The organism is Caldimicrobium thiodismutans (genome assembly GCF_001548275.1).
GTDB classification, from domain to species: Bacteria; Desulfobacterota; Thermodesulfobacteria; order Thermodesulfobacteriales; family Thermodesulfobacteriaceae; genus Caldimicrobium; species Caldimicrobium thiodismutans.
Genome location: NZ_AP014945.1, coordinates 1749082 through 1769841 on the forward strand (window position 1 = coordinate 1749082; position 20760 = coordinate 1769841).

Below are 20760 nucleotides of genomic sequence, written 5' to 3' on the forward strand. Positions count from 1 at the left end.
AGTTTATGTCCAAAATTATTGCAACCGCAGCAATAAGAGGGGCTCACAAAATTTTGGAGAGGGCCCTTGAGAAGTATGAAGAGGCAGTGAAAAAATTTGGAAAAGAGGCTGAGATTGGATTCCCCAATACCGCTTATTATCTTCCTATAATTTATGCTATGCTCGGTTATCCTGTTAAGAGACTTGGGGATTGTGAAGAGGTTTTGCAGGAGGCTAAGAGACTTCTTCCTGAGATACCTTCTGAAAAGACCTGGCTTCCTTATCTGGGCCCGGCTCTGGATGCGGGAATGGCGACTTTTTTTGCTGAGGAGATTATTGAGGCCATTAAATATCTTGAAGATCCCAATGTATATACCAAGACAGAAGAACCCTTAGAAAATAATATCTGGCTTGGAGCAGCCGATGATGTTATTTTCAGGAAGAGGGGAGTTGAGTTTGTGGATGGCACAGCTCCGGGCTTTGCCGCTATCCTTGGTGCTCCTCCGGATAAGGAGACCGCTCAGCGTATTGCGCAGGAACTCCTTGAAAAGAATCTCTATGTTTTTATGCATGATCAGACCAATGGGATTTACATGCCCTATTTGCTTAAAGAGGCAGGAGTTCAGCTTGGCTGGCCCACGCGTTTAATTCCCTTTGGACCTGATTACACCTCTGTTGTCTTTGCCATTGGTTTTGCCTGCAGGGTGGCAATGTCCTTTGGTGGAATTAAGCCAGGAGATTATCTTGGAAACCTTCTTTACAATAAGGATAGAACCTTTGCTTTTGCCATTACCTTTGGCCCGGTTTCGGATGAATGGTATGCCAATGGAGCCGGGGCTATTAACTGGGGATTCCCCGTAATTTCCGACTGGGATATCCCTGAAATTAAGCCCTTTGGTGTTTGCACTTACGAACATGTGGTCTCTAAGGTCCCCCACAAAGAGATTGTAGATAGAGCTGTTGAGGTAAGAGGTCTAAAGGTTACAGCGGTAAAACTTGATATTCCTGTTTCCTATGCCCCAGCCTTTGAAGGGGAAAGAGTTAGAAAAGATGATCTTTATCTGGAGTGTGGAGGAGGAAGATCTCCTGCGGTAGAGCTTTTGTTAACAGGTTCTCTTGAAGAGGTAGAGGACGGAAAAATTGAGGTCATTGGACCGGAAATAAGTGATGTAGAGAAACTCGGGATCAAGGGGCCTCCTTATGTGCTTCCCTTTGCAGTGGTGGTAAAGGTTGCTGGAGTTAATATGCAAGAAGACTTTGAGGCTATTCTGGAAAGACAATTCCATCATTTAGTAAACTATGCTCAGGGCATAATGCATGTGGGTCAGAGAAATATTATGTGGCTAAGAATCAGTAAACAAGCTGTAGAAAAGGGATTCCAGTTTGTGCATGTTGGTCGCATCCTCTATGCTAAGCTCAGACAGGAATATGGAGCTATTGTAGATAAGTGTCAGGTAACCATTTATACTGTTGAGGATAAGGTAAGAGAGATCCTTGAATTAGCCAAAGAGGTTTACGAGAAAAGAGACGCGAGACTTGCAGGGCTCACCGATGAGACAGTGGATGTCTTTTACTCCTGTACTCTCTGTCAGAGCTTTGCTCCCAATCATGTCTGTGTGATAACTCCAGAAAGAGTTGGAGCCTGTGGAGCTTATAACTGGCTTGATGGAAAAGCCTGTTATCAGATCAATCCTACCGGGCCTAATCAACCCATACCTAAGGGGGAGCTAATAGATGCAACTCTCGGTCAATTTACAGGTGTTAATGAGTTTGTAAAGCAAGCCTCTCGTGGGGCTGTGGAAAGGGTAAGTCTCTATAGTATTCTTATAGACCCTATGACAGTGTGTGGTTGTATGGAGGGAATTGCAGCCCTTTTACCTTCTATAAATGGCATTATGATTGTTAACAGAGACTATATGGGAATGACTCCTACAGGGATGAAGTTTTCAACCTTAGCGGGAATGGTTGGTGGAGGGCAAGTGACCCCTGGTTTTATGGGAGTTTCCAAGCATTACTTGACCTCTCCCAAGTTTCTTTCTTCAGAGGGAGGACTATTAAGGGTTGTTTGGATGCCAAAAATGTTAAAGGAAGAACTTAGAGATAAGCTTCAAAAGCGTGCGGAGGAGTTAGGAGTTCCTGATCTTATAGAAAAGATTGCGGATGAGACAGTTGCCACAACTGAGGAAGAGGTCAGGGCCTGGATTGAAAAGGTTGAGCATCCTGTGCTCAAGCTTCCTCCCTTAGTATAAAAATTTTAAGGAGGATATGGGGAATGGGACTTACGGGAATTCAGATACTTGGTAAATTACCTAAAAAGAACTGTAAGGAGTGCGGATTTCCAACCTGTATGGCTTTTGCTATGAAAGTTGCTGCAGGACAGGCAGAAATTACCGCCTGCCCTTATGTAGATCCCAAGGTAGTTGAAGAGATAGCAGAAGCAACGGCACCACCCATTCGAACAGTTAAAATTGGAGGTGGAGACTTTGTTTATTCCTTGGGAGGGGAGACAGTTCTTTTTCGTCACGAAAAACGCTTTGAAAATCCTCCTTTAATCGGAACTTATATAAACACATCTATGGATGAAGCTGAAATAAACAGGCGAATTCAACTTTATAAGAACCTGGTATGGGACAGAGTAGGGATTAAGCTTCAGCCAGATGTGGTTTTCCTTCAAAGTGACGGGGCTTCAGAAAAATTTGAATCCCTGGTAAAAAGGATAAGAGAGGAACTTCCTCAGGTGGCTATAATTCTTTCTGGAGATAAACCTTCTTTACAAAAGGGAATCTCGGCCTGTGGAGATTTTAAACCCCTTCTTTATGGGGCAAACAGTCAAAATTTTGATGAGATGGCTGGGCTTGCAGAGGAGACCAAGGTGCCTCTGACTTTGTTAGGGAACTCTTTAGATGAACTAACAGAGCTTTCGGAGCGTGCCCTTCAGAAAGGACTTAAAGATTTAGTGCTTGATCCCGGTTCCCAAAATGTGAGGGAACTTTTTGAAGACTTAGTTATTATTCGTAGGTCTGCAATAAAAAAACGCTATAAACCTTTTGGATTTCCAGTAATAACCTTTTCTTATAAGTATACAGATGATTATCTTCTTGAAAGCTCAATTGCTGGGATGCTTATTGCTAAGTATGCCAGCGTGATCATCCTTTCGGATTTAAGGGCAGAAAGCCTTTTCAATCTTTTAGTTGAAAGGATGAATATATTTACCGATCCTCAGAAGCCTCTTGTTGTTGAAGAGGGCATTTATCCAGTGAACGGACCAGATGAGTATTCTCCAGTTATCATCACTTGCAATTTTGCCCTTACTTACTTTATTGTAAATGGTGAGGTGGAGGGAAGTAGGGTGCCCACCTGGTTGTTGATAAAAAATACCGATGGACTTTCAGTGTTGACTGCATGGGCTGCTGGAAAATTTGGTGCAGATAGTATTGCAGAATTTGTAAAAAAATGCGGCATAGAGGGAAAGGTAAAACACCGTAAAATCTCCATTCCTGGATATTTAGCAGGAATTAAAGGGGAACTTGAGGAGGAGCTACCTGGCTGGGAGATTATTGTTGGTCCAAGAGAGGCAAGCGGTCTTCCAGCTTTTCTTAAAAAGTTGTCAGCAGAACTGAAAGAAACCGCTAAAGCGGCTTAAAAATAAAAAGGAGTCAACTATCAAAATAGGATAAGGTAAAAATGTTTGCCATGGCAAATCATCCCGGTATTATTAATCCTCTTAAAGGGAAGAACAAGTTAGGCACTTCCCTTTTTAGAAATACCTTTATTGCTTTTCCATTTACCGGGACTCTTAATCGCAGGATTAAGCCCTGTATAATATTTGATAATCTCTTTAGAAAAGTGGAGAGTTCTTCAATTTGGCTTTTAAGAAAAAAGAGTTTTGAATGTGGATAGAAGAGATTTTTTGCAAAGAGCACATGCTTATATTATAAACAAAAAATTGCAGGAGGTAGAAAAATGGGAGAGATTGTAGTTTGCATTGCTGAAAGTATAAACATTATGGGTAAAAAAACAGGGCCTGCTATGAAAGAGAGGAATCCTCAACCTATTCAACAGATGGCCAAAGAAGAAACTGAGCTTGGGGGCGATTATTTGGATCTCAATATTGGACCAGCTAAAAAGGACGGCCCTGAGCTTGCAAGCTGGATTGTAAAGGTGGTGGAGGAGGTTGTGGATACTCCCCTTTCCTTAGACACTACTAATCCTGATGCAATGATAGCAGGAATTAAGGCCTCAAGAAAGCCTTCTACCTTTCTCATGAACTCCATTTCAATTCAGCCTGAGAGACTTGAAAAACTTGGACCCTTTGCAGCTGAGGTTGGCTGTGATGTGGTGGCACTACTCTGGGGGCTTGAGGGACTTCCAAGAGATGCCAATGAAAGGGCAGCCCTTGCTGTAGATCTCATCATGAAACTCAACGAATACGGTATTCCTAATGAGAAGATTTGGGTAGATCCTATTTTGACTCCTATTACTCTTGGAGCAGAGCAGATTCAGGAGGCCCTTACCTTTTTATCTATGCTTCAAGATATTGCCCCGGGAGCTAAAAGCACAATAGGTCTTTCCAATGTTTCCAACGGAGTAGCCCATCATCTTAGACCCTATCTTAACAGGGTAATGCTTATGATGCTTATGAAGTATGATATTTATAGCGCTATTGTGGATGTTTATGATAAGGAGCTTGTGGAGGTTGCCAAAGGTAAGCATCCCGATTGGGTAGCTCTTGTTCATCGGATGATGGATGGGGAAGAACCTGATCCAAAAGGGCTTACTCCTAAGGAACTTGAAATTTATAAGACTTACAAGGTTTTGAGTGGCCAGAGTATTTTCTCTGAGTCCTGGTTAGAGCTATAAATATTAAAAAGATTGTCCATTACCTCAGGAGTTAGAGCTGTGCTGAAAATTAAGGTAAATCAAAAAGAAATAAAAGCTGAAAAAGGTGAGCTTCTTCTTAATGTGCTTAGACGAGAAGGCATTTATGTTCCTACTTTATGTTATCTTAAAGAGAAAACTTTACCGTCTAATCCCTGTGGATTATGTATTGTTAAGATTGAAGGGGAAGGTATTGTTAGAAGCTGTAGCTATCGCATAGAAAAGGAGATAAAGGTTGAGACAGATACTTCCGAGATTAAAGATATTAGAAAAAAGATTCTTGAAAATTTGGTTGCTAATCATTATGGAGATTGCAAAGCTCCCTGTCATACTCCCTGTCCCGGAGGTTTAAATATCCAGGGGTATATTGGTTTTATTGCCAAAGGAGATTTTAAGGCCTCCCTTGCCCTTATTAAGGAAAAGCTTCCTATACCTGCTGTGGTAGGAAGGGTCTGTCCCAGATTTTGTGAGCCTGTTTGTAGAAGGGCACTGGTAGATCAAGCGGTAGCCATAAATAATCTCAAGAGATTTGTGGCAGATTATTGTCTTGAACATGGAGAACTTCCTCTGGAACTTCCTCCTTTGAATAATAGAAGGGTAGCCATTATAGGTGCAGGTCCAGCTGGTATTAGCTGTGCCTATTTCTTGAGGCTAAAGGGATATCAAGTAACAATCTTTGATAAAGAAGAGGAACCAGGTGGCCTTTTAAGATATGGAATTCCCTCTTTTAAACTCCCCCGTAATGTCCTGAAAAAGGAGCTTGAGAATATATTTAAAATGGGAATTACCTTTCAGGGGGGGAAGAGCTGGGGTAAAGATTTTACCTTTAAAGATCTTAAAGCATCTGGATTTGAGGCTATTTTTATAGCTATTGGCTCAAGGAAAGAGAAATGTTTTGGATTTCAGGGAGAAGAACTGGCTGAAAGTGGCTTTAATTTTCTCTATGATTTTAACAAAGGGCTAATTAAAAAGGAGAAATTTCAGGGTAAAAAGGTAGCTCTTTTAGGCTGTAGTTATACAGCTCTTGAGTTAAGCAGGATCCTGCGAAGATTAGGCTGTTCCGTAACTATTTACTATCCACGCTCAAGGATGGAAGTTCCTGTTCCTCAGAGAGAGGTAGGCTATGCCCAGAAGGAAGGAGTAAATTTCATATATGTTACCGCGCCCTGGACTCTTGAGAAATTAAATGGCACTTATAAGGTAACCTTTGTAAGAACAAGTTTAACAGAAAAAAAGGAGATTAAACCTCTTCCCGAGACAGCCTTTGAAGAGGAGTTCGACCTTGTCTTCAGGGCCTGGGGTGAGGTTCCCTCGGATGAATTTCGGGCCTTTGGAGAGCTTGAGTCCCAACTTGAGGTCAATCCTGAGGGATATATAAAGGTTGATCCCAAGACACTTTCCACAAATCTTGAGGGAGTTTTTGCTGGTGGCGATTTTATTTATGGGTCTAAGACTGTTATTCAGGCGGTTGCTTCGGGAAGAAAAGCAGCTGAAACTATTTCAGCCTTTCTGGAAAAGAGACCCCTTGAAAAGACCCCTATCACTGTTAAATATGATTTTTCCCGTGGGAAAAGAGCAGAAGAGTTTGATTCAAACTTCCTGGATCTCTTCATTCCTGAAGAAAGGGCTCAACTGAAGGAAAGGGATCCCAAGGAAAGAGTTTGTGATTTTGAAGAGGTTCTCATAGGTTTAACAAAGGAAGAGGCTTTAAAAGAGGCCAATCGCTGTTTAAGGTGTGGTTGCCTGGGAATTCATAAGTGTGAGTTTAGAGAACTTCTTATTAAGGAGGATGTAGGAGTTGCTAAGGCGCGCAAAAAAATTAAATATGCCATTCAGAAAAATCACCCTCTTATTGAGGTAGATTCCAATAAGTGTATTGCCTGTGAAAGATGTGTAAGAACCTGTCCTTATTCAGCTATCTTTTTTAGAGTAGTTAATAAAGGGAAGCCAACGGAACATATCACTTTTAGATTTACGGAGTCTTGCATTAATTGTGGGGCCTGTGTGGATGCCTGTCCCACAGGTGCTTTGATAAAGAAAAATCTCCTTGTGCCCTATAACAGGAATAATGCTCGAGCAGTGAAATCAGTATGTGGATATTGTGGGGTTGGCTGTAATCTAACTATTTGGGTCAAAAATAGAACTATTTTAGAAGTTACAGGGAGGGATCTTGCCCCTAATTATGGCTATGCCTGTGTAAAGGGACGTTTTGGTTTTGAATTTTATAAAAGTGAGGAGAGATTAACTAAGCCTCTTCTCCGTAAGGATCGCTTGAAGAACTTTGAGGAAGTCTCTTGGGAGACAGCGCTTGAATTTGTGGCTGAAAATCTCTTGAAGATAAGAGATAAATATGGCCCTCAGGCTTTAGGATTTCTTTGCTCTGCACGCACATCCAATGAGGAAAACTATCTCATGCAAAAGATAGCCAGGGGTATTTTTAAGACTAACAATGTAGATAATCCTGCGCGGGTCTGACATGCTCCATCGGTCGCAGGTCTTGCGGCCACAGTTGGAACAGGAGCTGCCTGTGTTAATTTTGACGAAATTTATAATGCAGACCTTCTATTTCTTGTAGGGACAAATTCCTGGGATGCTCATCCCATTGTAGCTCAGAAAATCAAGCAAGCCCTTGAAAAGGGAACTAAGTGCCTGGTTGCTGATCCACGAAGAATTTATTTTACAGATAAAGCCAATCTCTTTTTACCTTTAAGACCAGGAAGTAATATACCTCTTCTCAATGGAATGGCCCATGTGATAATAAAAGAGGAGCTCTATGATAAAGAGTTTGTGGAAAATAATGTGGACAATTTTGAGGCATACAAACATTACATCTTAAGTGAGTGGGATCTTGCCAAGGCAAGCAGATATACAGGGCTTAAGCCTTTTCTAATTGAAGAGGCAGCCTATCTTTATTCTCAGGCAAAGAGAGCTCTTATTCTTTGGGGGCTTGGGGTTTCCGAACATAGATCAGGTTCCTATACAGCCATGGCAGCAGCCAATCTTGCAACCCTTTGCGGCTTTTGGGGGAAACCAGGCTGTGGAGCCATGCCTTTAAGAGGTCAGAATAATGTTCAGGGTGCCTGTGATATGGGTGGGCTTCCCTATGTGCTTCCTGGATATCAGAGTGTTCTTGATGACACGGTTAGACTGAGATTTCAAGAGGTCTGGGGAACTAATTTGCCCACTTCTGAGGGAAAAACCCTTCCTACTCTCTTAAAAGAGGCTCTGGAAGGGAAAGTTAAGGCTCTTTATGCTATGGGATATGATGTAGCCATGAGCCATGGAGACATAGGTTCAGTTTGGAAGGCCCTGAGTAACCTTGATTTTTTTGTGGTTCAAGATATCTTCATGCCCCTTTCAGGAAAATATGCCCATGTGGTTTTACCATCAGCCTGTCTTTTTGAAAAGTGTGGAACCTTCACAAACGGCGAAAGAAGGGTTCAACTCTTTGAAAAGGCAGTTTCCCCTCCAGGAGAGGCCCTGCCTGACTGGTTAATTTTAACCAAATTAGCTCATATTCTCGGTTTTAATTGGAATTATCAATCACCTGCAGATGTGGCTGAAGAAATCGGTAAGGTCTGGCCAGCTTTCAGAGGAATAAAACATGAAAGGCTTAAAGAAAGAGGAATTCAATGGCCCTGTTTAGATGAAACTCATCCCGGCACATCTATGCTTTTTACAAATGGTTTCCCTAAGGGTAAGGTTCATCTTGCTTTAGCAAAATACTTACCACCCTTTGAAGAGCCCTCAAACCAGTATCCTTTTATTTTAGTAACAGTAAGAAAACTTGAGCATTATAATATCGGAAGTATGACCAGAAGGTGCCAGACTTTGATGGAACTCTATCCTGAGCCTGTTATAGATCTAAATCCAGAGGATGCTAAAAGGCTTGGTATTTTAGAGGGGGCTAAGGTTAAAGTCTGGAATGAAAGAGGAGAGGCTATTTTTAGGGCTCATCTGGATAAAAGAGTTCCTGAGGGTTTAATCTATACAGATTTTCATTTTGAAAGTGCCCTTACCAATATACTTGTTAGCCCGGGACTGGATGATCTTATGGAGACCCCTGAATATAAGGTCTCTGCAGTTGCTCTCTTACCTTTAAATTAAAAAACTTCTTGCAGCGTTTTTAAAAGAGAGTTAAATTAAGGTTTATTATGGATAAAAAGCTATTTCCCTTAAGAGCCAGGATTGATCAAATTGATGCAGAAATAATAAAGCTTTTAAAAGAGAGACTTAAGCTTGCTCAAGAGATTGGCAGGATTAAAGAATCCAAAGGGGTTCAAACCTTTGATCTGGGCAGGGAAAAGCAAATTCTTAAAAGAGTTCTTGAGCTTAACCAGGGGGTTTTCCCTGAGGAGACCCTTAAGATAATTTATTCAGAGATTATTCGAGCCTGTAGGGCCTCACAGGAAAAGCCAAGGGTAGCGTTTCTTGGCCCAGAGGCAACCTTTAGTCATATTGCTGCCCAACACTATTTTGGAACTTCTGCCCAATTCATTCCTGTTGAGACCATTATTGATGTTTTTGAGGAAGTAAGTTCTGAGAGGGCCCATTTTGGAGTTGTCCCGATAGAAAATTCCATTGAAGGGGTTGTGGCAACCACTCTGGATGCTATTTATGAGTATGGCCTTAAGGTTTGTGGAGAAATTTATGAAGCTATAAGTCATCATCTTATGAATCAGACGGGAAGACTTGAGGATATAAAAAAGATTCTCTCCCATCCTCAAGCAATTGCCCAATGTAGGAAATGGCTCAGAAAAAAACTTCCATCTGTGCCCATTGAAACGGTTTCTTCAACCGCCTTTGCAGCTAAATGGGCAGCTGTGGATGAGACCGTTGCTGCTATAGCCAGTCTTATGGCTGCTAAAATTTATCATCTCCAGATTGTAGCTAAAAACATTGAAGACCTTAAGGGGAATTCTACGCGATTCTGGATAATTGGAAAAGTTGAGATGCCACCAACAGGTGAGGATAAAACTTCACTTATTTTCAGTGTTGCTGATAAGCCCGGAGCTCTTTTTGAGGTGCTAAAGTGTTTTGCCGAGAGGAAAATAAATCTAACAAAGATTGAGAGTAGACCCTCCAAAAATGAACCCTGGAAATATATCTTTTTCCTTGACTGCGAGGGCCATATTAAAGATCAAGAGGTATCTAACTGTCTTGAAGAGATGCAAAAATATTGTATTCAAGTGGTTTGGCTTGGTTCTTATCCCAAGGGAAGACAGGTTTAATCCCCTTTAATCTTTGGGTTTCTGCTTTATATTTTTATTTCAAAAATCTCTCATCTGGAGGTGCTGAGGATGGCTATTTACGAGTATGAGTGCGCTAAGTGTGGACATTATTTTGAGGTATGGCAAAAAATAACTGAAGAACCACTTAAAGTTTGTGATAAGTGTGGTGGTGACCTTGTGAGATTAATCGGAAATACGGGGTTTATTTTAAAAGGCACAGGCTGGTATGTAACTGATTATGTAAGAAAGGAAAAAAAGAATGGTAGTGGAGAAAAGGGGAATAAACCTGAAACAGAAAAAACAGGGAATTTATCTTAAAAGATCAGGACATTACTGCATAAGTTCATATCCTTACAAGAAAAAGGAAGAGTGGTGAAAGGTGAGAAGTGAGAGGTTAAAGGAGGGGCAAATCTATAGTGTCTGTCCAATCCTTGAGTATTTGCTTAATAGTTTAAATGAACTCACAACGGGCAAAGACATAGGTTTGCTAAAAGATGGTAAACACATAGGTTTGCCCTTACAGTAAAATGAAAATTAGATAAAAATTGTTCAAAAATGATTGACTTGGGTTAGATGCAGGGGCAGATTTGAGTTTCAAAAGATATGGACGCATACGCGAGGTTGCCATTTTAAAAATGTGATTTATAATAATACAAAAGTGCGGGCGTAGCTCAGGGGTAGAGCGGGAGCTTCCCAAGCTTCAGGCCGCGGGTTCGAATCCCGTCGCCCGCTTATAATTCTTTCATCCTTAAAAATATACTCTCTTACTTGTAGCCACCTTTTTACTTATTAGTTGGAGAATCTTATAAAACCATCCTTTCAAATCAATATTTGCCTGATAAGGATAAGTAATTTCCCTTTGATGTGTTGAAAATAAAAAAATTGACTTTAATTTAAGTCCTGAAAAGTTAAATCAAAAGTTCAGAGGAAGGGTATGGAAGAAATTATTGTAATTGGTGCAGGGCTTGCTGGCTCTGAAGCAGCTTATCAAATAGCTAAAAGAGGAATTAAGGTAAAACTCTATGAAATGCGTCCCCATAAACTTACTCCTGCGCATAAAACAGGGCTCTTTGGAGAACTTGTTTGTTCCAATTCCCTTCGTTCCAAGGAGCTTACGAAAGCTGTTGGTCTTCTTAAGGAGGAGTTAAGAATTCTTGGCTCTCTGATTATGGAGGCAGCGGAAAGGTGTCAGATTCCAGGCGGAAAGGCTTGGGTAGTTGATAGGCAATGTTTTGCCAGTTATATCACGCAGAGGCTCACTCAAAATTCCCTTGTTGAGGTCATACGAGAAGAGGTTACAGAAATCCCTCAAGATAAAATTATAATTATAGCTACAGGCCCTTTAACCTCGGAAGCCTTAACTCAAAACCTATTAGGTCTTACAGATGTGCCCTTTTTACATTTTTATGATGCCCTATCTCCCATTATTTACGCTGATTCCATTGACTGGGAAAAGGTCTTTGTAGCTGATAGGGGCACCCCTGATGAGGGTGTTTATGTGAATTGTCCTATGACAAAAGAAGAGTATGAAACCTTTGTTGAAGAACTAATACAGGCTGATAAAGTCCCTTTAAGAGATTTTGAAGAGCCACGCTATTTTGAAGGTTGTCTTCCCATTGAGGTTATGGCAGAAAGAGGCAAAGATACTCTTCGATTTGGCCCCATGAAGCCAACAGGTCTCATAAATCCAAAAACTGGTCTTGAGCCTTATGCAGTTGTTCAATTAAGACCTGAAAACAAAGAAAAAACATTATACAATATGGTTGGATTTCAAACCAAGTTGAAATATTTTGAGCAAGAAAGGATATTCCGGAAGATCCCCGGTCTTGAAAGAGCTGAGTTTGCAAGGTTTGGCTCCATTCACAGAAATACCTTTGTCAATGCCCCCTTAGTTTTAACCCCCTATTTGCAACTTAAAAATTATCCCCAGATTTTTTTAGCTGGACAGATTACTGGTGTAGAAGGTTATGTGGAATCAACTGCCATGGGGTTTCTGGCTGGGATAAACGCAGTTCAGCTTTTACAGGGCAAACCTCTTATAACTCCTCCGCCGGAGACTGCCTTAGGAGCTTTAGTGCATTATCTACAAACAGCAAATCCTAAACACTTTCAACCTATGAATATTAATTGGGGGCTCTTGCCCCCTTTAGAAAATCCCAGAATACCCAAAAAAGAGAAATATTTTCGCTTAGCAGAAAGGGCTTTACAAAGATTAAAAGCCTGGGAAAAAGTTATCTACTGCTGAAAAGTCCCGGCTATATATCCCTTTATAACCGGGATTTGCACATCCTTTTCCACTTCTATCCAAACTATATCACCCTCAATTTTGGCAATCCTTCCCACAATTCCACCATTGGTAAAGACCTTTTGCCCGGGGCTGAGTTCAGAAAGAAATTTCTGATGTTCCTTCATCCTTTTTTGTTGGGGTCTAATTAAAAGAAAATAGAAGATGACAAAGATGAGAATAAGGGGCAAAAGGGTAACTATTAACCCCATTATCCCCCCCTGTCCCCCCTGTCCTTGAGGTGGAGGGGCCATTGCTAAAACCTCAGATACCTTAAAAATTGACATCAGATCCATCATCTTCCTCCTTGCTGGTTTTGTAATATTTGAGATATAAATCTTCCCTTAATGCAGAAAGATTACCTGTTCTTACCGCCTCTTTTATTTGTCTAACTATTTTAGCATAGTAAGTTAAATTGTGAAGGGTAAGAAGACTGTAAATTAATAGCTCCTTAGCCAAGAACAAGTGTCTCAAATAGGCCTTGGTGTAATTTCGGCAGGTATAGCAACTGCATTCTGGATCAAGGGGAGAAAAATCCTCTTTGTATTTTGAGCTTTTGATGGAGATTATCCCTTGAGAAGTAAATAAACTTCCCCTTCTGGCATTGCGGGTTGGTAATACGCAGTCAAACATATCAATCCCCCGGATAACAGCCTCTACTAAATCAAGAGGAGTTCCGACTCCCATTAAATAGCGCGGGGCTCCCTCAGGAAGTTCAGGGATAGCAATATCAAGCATCGCATTTCTCAACTCAAAGGGTTCCCCTACTGAGAGACCTCCCAGGGCATATCCATTAAAGGGAAGATTAGCTATAAATCTGGCACTTTCTTTACGGAGATCTTCAAACATTCCTCCCTGGACGATTCCAAAGATGGCCTTTCCCTCCTTTTTATTTCTTTCCCAGAACTCAAGAGATTTTATGGCCCACTTATGAGTAAGTTCAGTTAAGATTTGAGTTTTTTCTATATCCGAGGGGTAGGGGATACAGGTATCAAGGACCATGAGTATATCAGAATTAAGCATTAGCTGAATCTCAAGGGCAAATTCAGGAGTCAAAAAGTATTCAGAACCATCCAGATGGGATTGAAAAAGAATACCCTCTGAGGTTATTTTGCGAAAGGAGGAAAGACTATAGACCTGGAATCCGCCAGAATCAGTAAGAATAAGCCCTTTCCAGTTCATAAAGGCATGTAATCCACCTGCATTTTTAATGATCTCTGGGCCTGGTCTTAAAAGAAGGTGATAGGTATTCGCAAGAATGATGGAAAAACCAAGGGAGGCTACGAGTTCTGGAAAAAGAGCCTTCACTGTGCCTGCTGTTCCAACAGGCATAAATACTGGAGTTTCAATAACTCCTCTGGGAGTTATGATCTGGCCAATTCTTGCCTGAGTTTTAGAATCAGAATAAAGTAATTTGAAAAGAAACATTAGCTCTGTTCTTTGGCTCTTTCACAGGCTCTCAGGAAATTGGGCCTCATCTTCAGGATAACATCTTCGGAAACGCAAAAGGCAAGCCTTATGTGATTAGGCACTCCAAATCCCCTTCCTGGAACTGCTAATATAAGTTCTTCCTTAAGAATTTCACAAAATTTTACATCATCCATAGGTACCTTAGGAAACATAAAAAAGCTACCCTTGGGTTTAACAAATTCAAGACCTCCTTCTTCAAGCATAGAACACAAAAGATCCCTTCTCTTTTTATAAATTTCAACTGCGACCCTGGCAAAGGCACACTCAGCGACAATTCTCTGGGCAAGAGCTGGGGCATTAACAAATCCAAGAATACGATTGGCAAGGATTAATCCATCAAGAATTTTTGCCCTGGCTGACATTTCAGGATGGACAGCTACGAAGCCAATCCGCTCGCCAGCTAAGGAAAGCTCTTTGGAAAAGCTATAGGCTACAAAGGATTCTGAATAATATTTGAAAATTGAAGGTACCTCTACTTTATCAAAGATAAGATTTCTATAGGGTTCATCAGAAACAAGATAAATTGTTTTCCCGTAAAGTTTCCCTTTTTCTTTTAAAAGGTTAGCAAGCCCTTCAATTTCTGAGGAAGTATAGACTTGTCCTGTGGGGTTATTGGGTGAATTAATAAGCACCGCTTTTGTTTTTGGAGTTATAGCCCTTTCCAGGGCTTGTAGATCAAGGGAAAAGTCCTCTTGAGTGCGCACAGGGATAGGTTTACCCTGATGATTTTCCACATAAAAAAAGTATTCCACAAAAAAAGGTGATGGAAAGATCACTTCATCCCCAGGATCAAGAATGGTCTTAAAAATTATATTTAGAGCACCTGCAGCTCCACAGGTCATAATTATTTCATTACTTGAAACATTTATTCCTTGTTCTTTAGAAACTTTCTTAGCCATTATCTCCCTGACCTCAGGGAATCCTGCATTAGGCATATAGCGATGTAAATCAGGGTTATAATTTTCTGCCAATTTTTTTAATGTTTCTTTGACTTCCACTGGAGGGGGAAGATCAGGATTTCCAAGACTGAGATCAAAGACCTTATCTGGCCCATGAAGTTTTTTTAGCTTGAGCCCTTCCTCAAACATCTTTCTAATCCAAGAGCTTCTTTCTAAGTAATTTTCAATCTGTTTTGAGAGACTCATAAGGTTTCAACCTCCCAGTAATTTTTGAAATTTAGGAGATCTGCAAGTTTGTTATAAAGGGTCTGAGCATAGCTTGAGGGAGAAAGGGTATCTGGATGGGAAGTTTTTTTGCTTCCTGCTAAAGTAAATAAAATGGTTGCTACCCCTTCAGAGAGATTTTTTAAGTTATATCCTCCTTCAAGGGTAAAGAGAATCTTTCCTTGAGCTGAAGTTTCTGCTATTTTTTGAAGGATTTTTATCATACATGAGAGGCCTTCAAAAGTTAATTGAAGACTTCCAAGAGGATCTCCTTGTAAGGAGTCAAAGCCAGCTGAAACAAGAACTATCTCGGGTTTATATTGTAAGGCAATAGGTTCTAAAAGATATTTATAAAAAAACAGAAAATCTTCATCACCACTTTGGCCTTTTAGTGGAACATTAATGGTATAACCTCTTCCGATGCCTACCCCGATCTCGGTGTAGTTGCCTGTCCCCGGATAATGGGGGAATTGATGGGTTGAAAAAAAGAGGACCTCCGGGTCATCATAAAAGGATCTTTGGGTGCCATTTCCATGGTGGAGATCAAAATCTACGATAAGAATTCTTTTAAGATTATAATAATGTTTGGCATATAAAGCAGCCAGAGCAACATTATTAAAAAGGCAAAACCCCATAGCTCTATCTTTTTCTGCATGATGCCCTGGGGGTCTAACAAGAGCAAAGGCATAATTATAATCCTCATCCAGAAGGAGGTTTAGGGCCTTTTTTTGGGCTCCTGCTGCATAAAGAGCTGCTTCAAAGGAGTATTCATTGGTAGCAGTATCCGGGTCTAAGGAAAAAAAGGGTTTCCCTGAAGTGCTTGCTATAAGGTCGTATAATTCTTCTGTATGATTCCAGAGGATCTCTTCTTTGGTTGCCCTTTCAGGTTTGTGAAATTCAATTAAGTCTTTTAGATCTGGTTCTGAAATTCTCCTTAAAATGGCCTCCAAGCGATAAGGACTTTCGGGATGCCAGTCCCCAGCCTTGTGTTTTAAAAAAATTTCATCATAAAGAATAGCTATTTTTTTCATTTTCCTACCCAATTTTTTTAGGACTATTTTAAATTAAGAAATTTAAAAAGCAACCTCGCGGTAGACCTTAAGTCCCTTTGCAAAGCTTATTTTAAAGGAAAAAGGGGGTGGAAAAGTAAAGGAGCTTAATAGAAAGATAAGGAGATAGCAGAGAAGACTTGAAAGAGCATACTTAGAAAAAAAGGTAATTATTCACAGAAAAAATTGACTGTAAAAAAGATGGGGTGAAAATGATTTTATTTAGAAAAATAAATGAGGTATTACGCGGAATTGATAAACAGAGAGGAAACAAAGTAGCACAAATATTTGCATTTGCTAAAATTTGTGTTATAATTTTTTAAAAAAGGGGAGGAAAGATAATATGGATGAGCTGGCAAGATTTGGGGTCTCCCTTCCTGCTGAGCTATTAAAGGCCTTTGACGCATATCTTGAAAGGAAACACTATGCCAATCGCTCAGAGGCTATAAGGGATTTGATTCGTCAAAAGTTAGTTGAAGAAGAGTGGAAGGAATCTGAGGAGGAGGTAGCTGGGGTAATTACCTATCTTTATGACCATCACAAAAGGGAACTTACTGATAAACTTCTTGATCTTCAGCACGATTTTTATGATAGAATTATTACTACTCAACATCTACATGTAGATCATGAGAGGTGTTTAGAGATAGTGCTTGTTAAGGGGAGGGCAAATGAGATCAAAAATCTTGCTGATAAGATACAGTCCTTAAAAGGGGTTTTGCATGTTAATCTGGCTTTAACCACTCTTGGAAAAAATATACCAGCATAAGGAGGGTAGTCATGTCAGAAAAGGAGAAGGTAGAAAAATTAACCAACAAAGAGGGCTTAATTGCTTATCTAAATGAATTAATCTCTCAGGTTGAACAGGGATATGTTATGGTTGGAGAAAAAAAGATAGATTTACCTGAAAACTTTGAACTTGAAATCAAATACAAAGAAAAAGAAAACAAGAAAGAAGTAGAATGGGAAATTGAATGGAAATTTTAAGAGTTTATTCTATTAATTGAAAGTTGATTTGAAATCTTCGTAGATCTACATTCTTAACTTTTACTTTTACTGTCTGGCCAATTTGGTAAACCTTTCCTTTTTGTTTTCCGATAAGGCTTATTCCCTTTTCATCAAGCACATAGAAGTCATCCACGAGATCAACGACTCTTACCACACCACTTACCAAATATTCTTTTAGATCAACAAAAAATCCAAAGGCTGTTACTCCTGAGATTATACCAGAAAAGGCCTCTCCAATTTTATCCTTCATAAAAAAGCACTGGAATTTTTTGAAGACCTCTCTTTCAGCCTCTTCAGCAGTCCGTTCTTTTATGGATAAGGATTTTCCCATCTCCTCAAGTTCATCTTCGGTGTAAGGGGCTCTTTTTTTTCTTAAAGCCCTTTTTAAGGCCCTGTGAACAACAAGATCAGGATATCTACGAATAGGGGAGGTAAAGTGGCAGTAGCAGGTTGAAGCAAGGCCAAAATGTCCCACATTATGAGGTGAATATTTGGCTTGTTTGAGAGACCTCAGGAGTAAATGATTATAGAGATAACTCAGTGGATGGTCTTTAATAAGATCCAGAAGTTTCTGAAAAAACTTTGGCGTAGGCTCTTCAGGGATTTTAATTTTTGTGTTTTCAAGGGGAAGAAACTCAATTAATTCCTTTACTTTATTTGAATCTGGAGTTTCGTGAACACGATAGAGTAGGGGAAATCCCTTTTCTGTAAGGAATTCGGCTACTGCTTCATTTGCGGTGATCATAAAGTCTTCAATTAACATATGGGCAAGGTTTCTTTCTCGCTTTACGATATTTTCAATCTTTCCCTCAAGATTAAGGATAATCTCTGGTTCTGGTAAATCAAAGTCAAGACTTCCTCTGGCCATTCTTTTCTCCCGAAGGATCTGAGCAAGCTCTCCTGCTGAAAGGAGCATGGGGTAAAGGTGTTGATACTTTTTAATGAGCTTTTTATCTTTATCAAGAAGCATTTTTTTTACTTCTGTATAGGTAAGTCTGGCCTGGGAGCGGATAACAGCTTCATAGATTTTGCGGTTCCTGATCTTTCCTTTGGGAGTGAAGTCAAGCTCAACCACCATGGCTAATCTATCCACTAAAGGGTTCAGACTGCAGAGTCCATTAGAGAGTTTTTTAGGAAACATGGGAAGCACCATATTGGGAAAGTAAACACTTGTTCCTCTTTCATAGGCCTCTTGGTCAAGATGAGACCCCTTTTTAACATAATGAGAAACATCAGCAATGGCTACCCAGAGAGTAAAGCCCTTTGAGTTTTTCTTAACGCAAATGGCATCATCAAAGTCCCGGGCACTTTCTCCATCAATAGTTACAAGAGGGATATTTCTAAGATCAATCCGCCCAATTTTGTCCTCTTCAGGAACTTCATCTGGAATATTTTCAAGCTCTTTTTCTACATCTGAGCTAAATTCTTGAGGAAGGTTAAATTTAAAAACAGTTGCAAGGCAATGGGTGGTAATTTCTTCTGGGTCCCCAAGATCCTTGATTATTTCTCCCAGTGGGACTCCAAATTCAGAGGTAGATTGCAAGATTTGGGCAACAACAAGATTTCCCTCTTTAGCTTTCAATCGCTTTTTTTTGGGGATAAAGATCTCAAAGGGAAGACGACGGTCTTCTGGCTCTACAAAGAAAAATTTATGTCTTTTAACAAGATAGCCCACAATGTTTTTTCTCGGTCTTTCTAAAACAGTGACAATACTTCCTTCAGGTCCTTTACGAGCAAGTTTTTCAATTCTTACTAAGACTATATCACCATCAAGGGCCTTATTTAAACGCCTCTGGGGAACAAAAACCGTTTTGCCCTCTTCTGTTTCAACAAAACCGTATCCATCGGGGTGAACCCTGAGCTTGCCTTTAAGTATAGATAAGCTCTCTGGTAAGGCAAAGCGTCTTTTACGAATCTGAATAAGTTTGCCTTTCTCTACCAGAGCTTTTACTAAATTTCTTATTTGTTCTCTTTCAGCTTTTGGAACATTAAGTAGATGATAGATTTCTTTAAGTAAGAGGGCCTTTTTAGATTTTTGAAAAAGTTGAATTATCCCTTCTTCAGAAGGGATAGGCTTTTTTGAGATTTTAAAAGGAGTTTTTTCTTTCTTTTTTGACATTCAAAGGTGATTTATTTAAGGCCTAAATATTTTATAGCCCGTTCCAGGTCTTCATCAGAGGAAGTAAGGTGAAGACCAGCTTTTGGCCCTTGTCTTACAAGTTTTCTAAATTCTTCTGCACTTGTAATTTTTTTCTCCTGAACATACTTTTCCAGAGAGTCCTTTCCTTTATGACATTTAAGGCACTTAAAATCTTGGGCTGAGCTTGAACCAGAGTTTTTAAGAACAAAAAGAATTCCTGCGGAAAGAACTATAATAAGTAATGAAAAAGAGTAAAGTTTAAATCCCCTCATAATTTAAAAAATATTTTAATCATTTTTTTTCTTTTGTCAAAGGCGCGTATGCGTCCATATCTTTTGAGACTCTATAGGATTTTTTCAACTACTTCTGTTGTAGGAAAATGAACTTTTCCCATTTTTTCCACTCTTCTTTTTTTGTAAGGATATGAACTTTGACAGGGAAGGGGTTCAAAATTCTGGTTACCTACAATAAAATCTTACTTTTTTAAAACTACTTTAGTATAAAACTATTTTAGTTTAGATAGAAATCCCTTTTAAATGATTTTCTCAAGCTCAATAATTATTCATTGGATAAAAATTTTTTATTGATTAGACAACTTTTATAAAAACAATCCGTAATGCCTCACTTAAAAATCTACTTGAAACGGGTTTCGTTGCCTCACATAATTTTCTAAATGAAATCATTTTACCTTCCCCTTATTTGTTGTCAATTTTACCTTGGGAATAATCCCCTTTTTCTTTAAATATGCTCTTTCAAGCCTTCTCTGCTATCTCCTTATCTCTCTGTGAAGCTCCTTTACCTTTCCACCCACTCTTTCCTTTGAAATAAGCTTTGCGAAAGAACTAAGCTTGTAAATTTAAGAGGGGCGAAATAGATAGTTTTTTCGTGAAGGTTCAAGAGAGGAGCTGAGATTTTTTATATGAGGCAACGATAAAATTTCGAATAGATTTTTAATGAGGCAATCCAAGAACTTGCTCTTTTTTCTTCTTTTGGTAAGATTAAAAAATAATGTTTTCCCTTAGGGTCATTTTTTTTCTTTTGGTTTTCTGTTTTTTTTTGTCTCTCCCTTGTTTTGCCCTTAAAGTGGATAAAATCTCCCTTTTTAAGACTTCAAAAAATATCTATCTTGTTTCTCTTCAATTTAAAGATTTTCCTCTACAGGAGGTTTTATTATCTCTAAAAAGGCAAAAAGGAGAGGTCTTGATTCTCTATGAGTTTGAGTTTTATAAAGAAAGATTTCTCAAAGATGAAGAGATTTCCAAGGAGGTTTATTATCAAAAAGCTGGATATCTTCCTGAGAAAAATCAATATTTTCTTGAGGATAATTTTCACAGATCCCTTTTTAACCAACCCGAGGAGATTATGCCTTCCCTTATCTCTCTTCAATCTTATTCTCTTAAAAGTCCCATGCCTGAAAAAGGAGTATATCTTATTCTTCGCGTTACCCTTAAATACAAGAGTCATCTAAATAAAGATTTGAGATATACTTCCAAGGAAAGGGAGGTTATTTTAAAGACCGCAATTAAATATGACAGGTTATAAAAGATTTTTAAATAGGAAG

16 protein-coding genes, 1 tRNA gene and 1 pseudogene are annotated in these 20760 nt (G+C 39.5%); 12 read left to right on the forward strand and 6 right to left on the reverse strand.

Annotation, left to right across the window (positions count from 1 at the left end):
* Positions 1–5: 5 nt before the first annotated feature.
* The 9 genes and pseudogenes from acsB to trmFO all read left to right on the forward strand — a co-directional run bounded on the left by acsB (position 6) and on the right by trmFO (position 12333).
* The gene (gene acsB / locus THC_RS08820) at positions 6–2228 is read left to right on the forward strand and encodes an acetyl-CoA decarbonylase/synthase complex subunit alpha/beta (protein WP_068516320.1); all 2223 of its coding nucleotides are present in this window, start codon (positions 6–8) and stop codon (positions 2226–2228) included.
* A gap of 23 nt (positions 2229–2251) precedes the next feature.
* Positions 2252–3622, forward strand: coding sequence for an acetyl-CoA decarbonylase/synthase complex subunit gamma (acsC, locus tag THC_RS08825; protein ID WP_068516323.1), 1371 nt, complete (start codon positions 2252–2254; stop codon positions 3620–3622).
* A gap of 320 nt (positions 3623–3942) precedes the next feature.
* Complete coding sequence (locus tag THC_RS08835) at positions 3943–4839, forward strand: dihydropteroate synthase (protein ID WP_068516330.1); 897 nt, start codon at positions 3943–3945, stop codon at positions 4837–4839.
* Between the two features lie 39 nt (positions 4840–4878).
* Positions 4879–5400: pseudogene (locus THC_RS09800) on the forward strand (2Fe-2S iron-sulfur cluster-binding protein); the annotation flags it as partial.
* Positions 5389–8964, forward strand: coding sequence for a formate dehydrogenase subunit alpha (fdhF, locus tag THC_RS08840; RefSeq protein WP_407922076.1), 3576 nt, complete (start codon positions 5389–5391; stop codon positions 8962–8964). The pseudogene THC_RS09800 and the gene fdhF, both read left to right, overlap by 12 nt.
* A gap of 47 nt (positions 8965–9011) precedes the next feature.
* On the forward strand, positions 9012–10088 hold the full coding sequence (gene pheA, locus THC_RS08850; protein ID WP_068516340.1) for a prephenate dehydratase: 1077 nt from the start codon (positions 9012–9014) through the stop codon (positions 10086–10088).
* Positions 10089–10157: 69 nt separating this feature from the next.
* Positions 10158–10406 (forward strand): FmdB family zinc ribbon protein, encoded by a 249-nt coding sequence (locus THC_RS08855; protein ID WP_068516343.1) that lies wholly within the window; start codon positions 10158–10160, stop codon positions 10404–10406.
* A 342-nt stretch (positions 10407–10748) separates the two neighbouring features.
* Positions 10749–10820 (forward strand) — tRNA-Gly (locus THC_RS08860).
* A 202-nt stretch (positions 10821–11022) separates the two neighbouring features.
* Positions 11023–12333 (forward strand): methylenetetrahydrofolate--tRNA-(uracil(54)-C(5))-methyltransferase (FADH(2)-oxidizing) TrmFO, encoded by a 1311-nt coding sequence (gene trmFO, locus THC_RS08865; RefSeq protein ID WP_068516347.1) that lies wholly within the window; start codon positions 11023–11025, stop codon positions 12331–12333.
* Here the strand turns inward: trmFO and yajC are convergent.
* The 4 genes from yajC to THC_RS08885 form a co-directional block, all read right to left on the reverse strand.
* A complete protein-coding gene (gene yajC, locus THC_RS08870; protein ID WP_231938353.1) occupies positions 12324–12584 on the reverse strand; it encodes a preprotein translocase subunit YajC in 261 nt (86 codons plus the stop codon). The two genes, trmFO and yajC, sit on opposite strands and share 10 nt — an antisense overlap.
* Positions 12585–12645: 61 nt before the next feature.
* Positions 12646–13800, reverse strand: a complete 1155-nt coding sequence (gene tgt / locus THC_RS08875; protein WP_068516355.1) for a tRNA guanosine(34) transglycosylase Tgt — start codon at positions 13798–13800, stop codon at positions 12646–12648.
* Positions 13800–14987 carry a pyridoxal phosphate-dependent aminotransferase gene (locus tag THC_RS08880; protein WP_068516359.1) on the reverse strand — a complete coding sequence of 396 codons (1188 nt, stop codon included), beginning with the start codon at positions 14985–14987 and terminating at the stop codon, positions 13800–13802. The genes tgt and THC_RS08880 overlap by 1 nt, the downstream gene beginning before the upstream one ends.
* On the reverse strand, positions 14984–16036 hold the full coding sequence (locus THC_RS08885) for a histone deacetylase family protein (protein ID WP_068516362.1): 1053 nt from the start codon (positions 16034–16036) through the stop codon (positions 14984–14986). Before THC_RS08885 ends, THC_RS08880 begins: the two co-directional genes overlap by 4 nt.
* Before the next feature lie 361 nt (positions 16037–16397).
* On the opposite strand from THC_RS08885, the gene nikR reads away from it, so the two are divergent.
* Together nikR and THC_RS08895 are read left to right on the forward strand one after the other, a co-directional pair.
* On the forward strand, positions 16398–16820 hold the full coding sequence (gene nikR, locus THC_RS08890; protein ID WP_068516365.1) for a nickel-responsive transcriptional regulator NikR: 423 nt from the start codon (positions 16398–16400) through the stop codon (positions 16818–16820).
* Between the two features lie 11 nt (positions 16821–16831).
* A complete protein-coding gene (locus THC_RS08895) occupies positions 16832–17038 on the forward strand; it encodes an amphi-Trp domain-containing protein (RefSeq protein WP_068516368.1) in 207 nt (68 codons plus the stop codon).
* 4 nt (positions 17039–17042) lie between these two features.
* On the opposite strand, the gene rnr is transcribed toward THC_RS08895, so the two are convergent.
* Complete coding sequence (gene rnr / locus THC_RS08900; RefSeq protein ID WP_068516370.1) at positions 17043–19178, reverse strand: ribonuclease R; 2136 nt, start codon at positions 19176–19178, stop codon at positions 17043–17045.
* An 11-nt stretch (positions 19179–19189) separates the two neighbouring features.
* A complete protein-coding gene (locus THC_RS08905) occupies positions 19190–19471 on the reverse strand; it encodes a hypothetical protein (RefSeq protein ID WP_068516373.1) in 282 nt (93 codons plus the stop codon).
* Between the two features lie 928 nt (positions 19472–20399).
* Between THC_RS08905 and THC_RS09350 the strand changes: the two genes are divergently transcribed.
* Entirely contained in the window at positions 20400–20741 is a 342-nt protein-coding gene (locus THC_RS09350; RefSeq protein WP_148638855.1) for a hypothetical protein, read from the forward strand.
* Positions 20742–20760: the final 19 nt, after the last annotated feature.

What these genes read in the sequence shown, in the direction of transcription:
- acsB (WP_068516320.1), top strand. Translation starts at nt 6, where the DNA reads ATGTCCAAAATTATTGCAACCGCAGCAATAAGAGGGGCTCACAAAATT.
- acsC (WP_068516323.1), top strand. Translation starts at nt 2,252, where the DNA reads ATGGGACTTACGGGAATTCAGATACTTGGTAAATTACCTAAAAAGAAC.
- THC_RS08835 (WP_068516330.1), top strand. Translation starts at nt 3,943, where the DNA reads ATGGGAGAGATTGTAGTTTGCATTGCTGAAAGTATAAACATTATGGGT.
- pheA (WP_068516340.1), top strand. Translation starts at nt 9,012, where the DNA reads ATGGATAAAAAGCTATTTCCCTTAAGAGCCAGGATTGATCAAATTGAT.
- THC_RS08855 (WP_068516343.1), top strand. Translation starts at nt 10,158, where the DNA reads ATGGCTATTTACGAGTATGAGTGCGCTAAGTGTGGACATTATTTTGAG.
- trmFO (WP_068516347.1), top strand. Translation starts at nt 11,023, where the DNA reads ATGGAAGAAATTATTGTAATTGGTGCAGGGCTTGCTGGCTCTGAAGCA.
- yajC (WP_231938353.1), bottom strand. Translation starts at nt 12,584, where the DNA reads ATGGGGTTAATAGTTACCCTTTTGCCCCTTATTCTCATCTTTGTCATC.
- tgt (WP_068516355.1), bottom strand. Translation starts at nt 13,800, where the DNA reads ATGTTTCTTTTCAAATTACTTTATTCTGATTCTAAAACTCAGGCAAGA.
- THC_RS08880 (WP_068516359.1), bottom strand. Translation starts at nt 14,987, where the DNA reads ATGAGTCTCTCAAAACAGATTGAAAATTACTTAGAAAGAAGCTCTTGG.
- THC_RS08885 (WP_068516362.1), bottom strand. Translation starts at nt 16,036, where the DNA reads ATGAAAAAAATAGCTATTCTTTATGATGAAATTTTTTTAAAACACAAG.
- nikR (WP_068516365.1), top strand. Translation starts at nt 16,398, where the DNA reads ATGGATGAGCTGGCAAGATTTGGGGTCTCCCTTCCTGCTGAGCTATTA.
- THC_RS08895 (WP_068516368.1), top strand. Translation starts at nt 16,832, where the DNA reads ATGTCAGAAAAGGAGAAGGTAGAAAAATTAACCAACAAAGAGGGCTTA.
- rnr (WP_068516370.1), bottom strand. Translation starts at nt 19,178, where the DNA reads ATGTCAAAAAAGAAAGAAAAAACTCCTTTTAAAATCTCAAAAAAGCCT.
- THC_RS08905 (WP_068516373.1), bottom strand. Translation starts at nt 19,471, where the DNA reads ATGAGGGGATTTAAACTTTACTCTTTTTCATTACTTATTATAGTTCTT.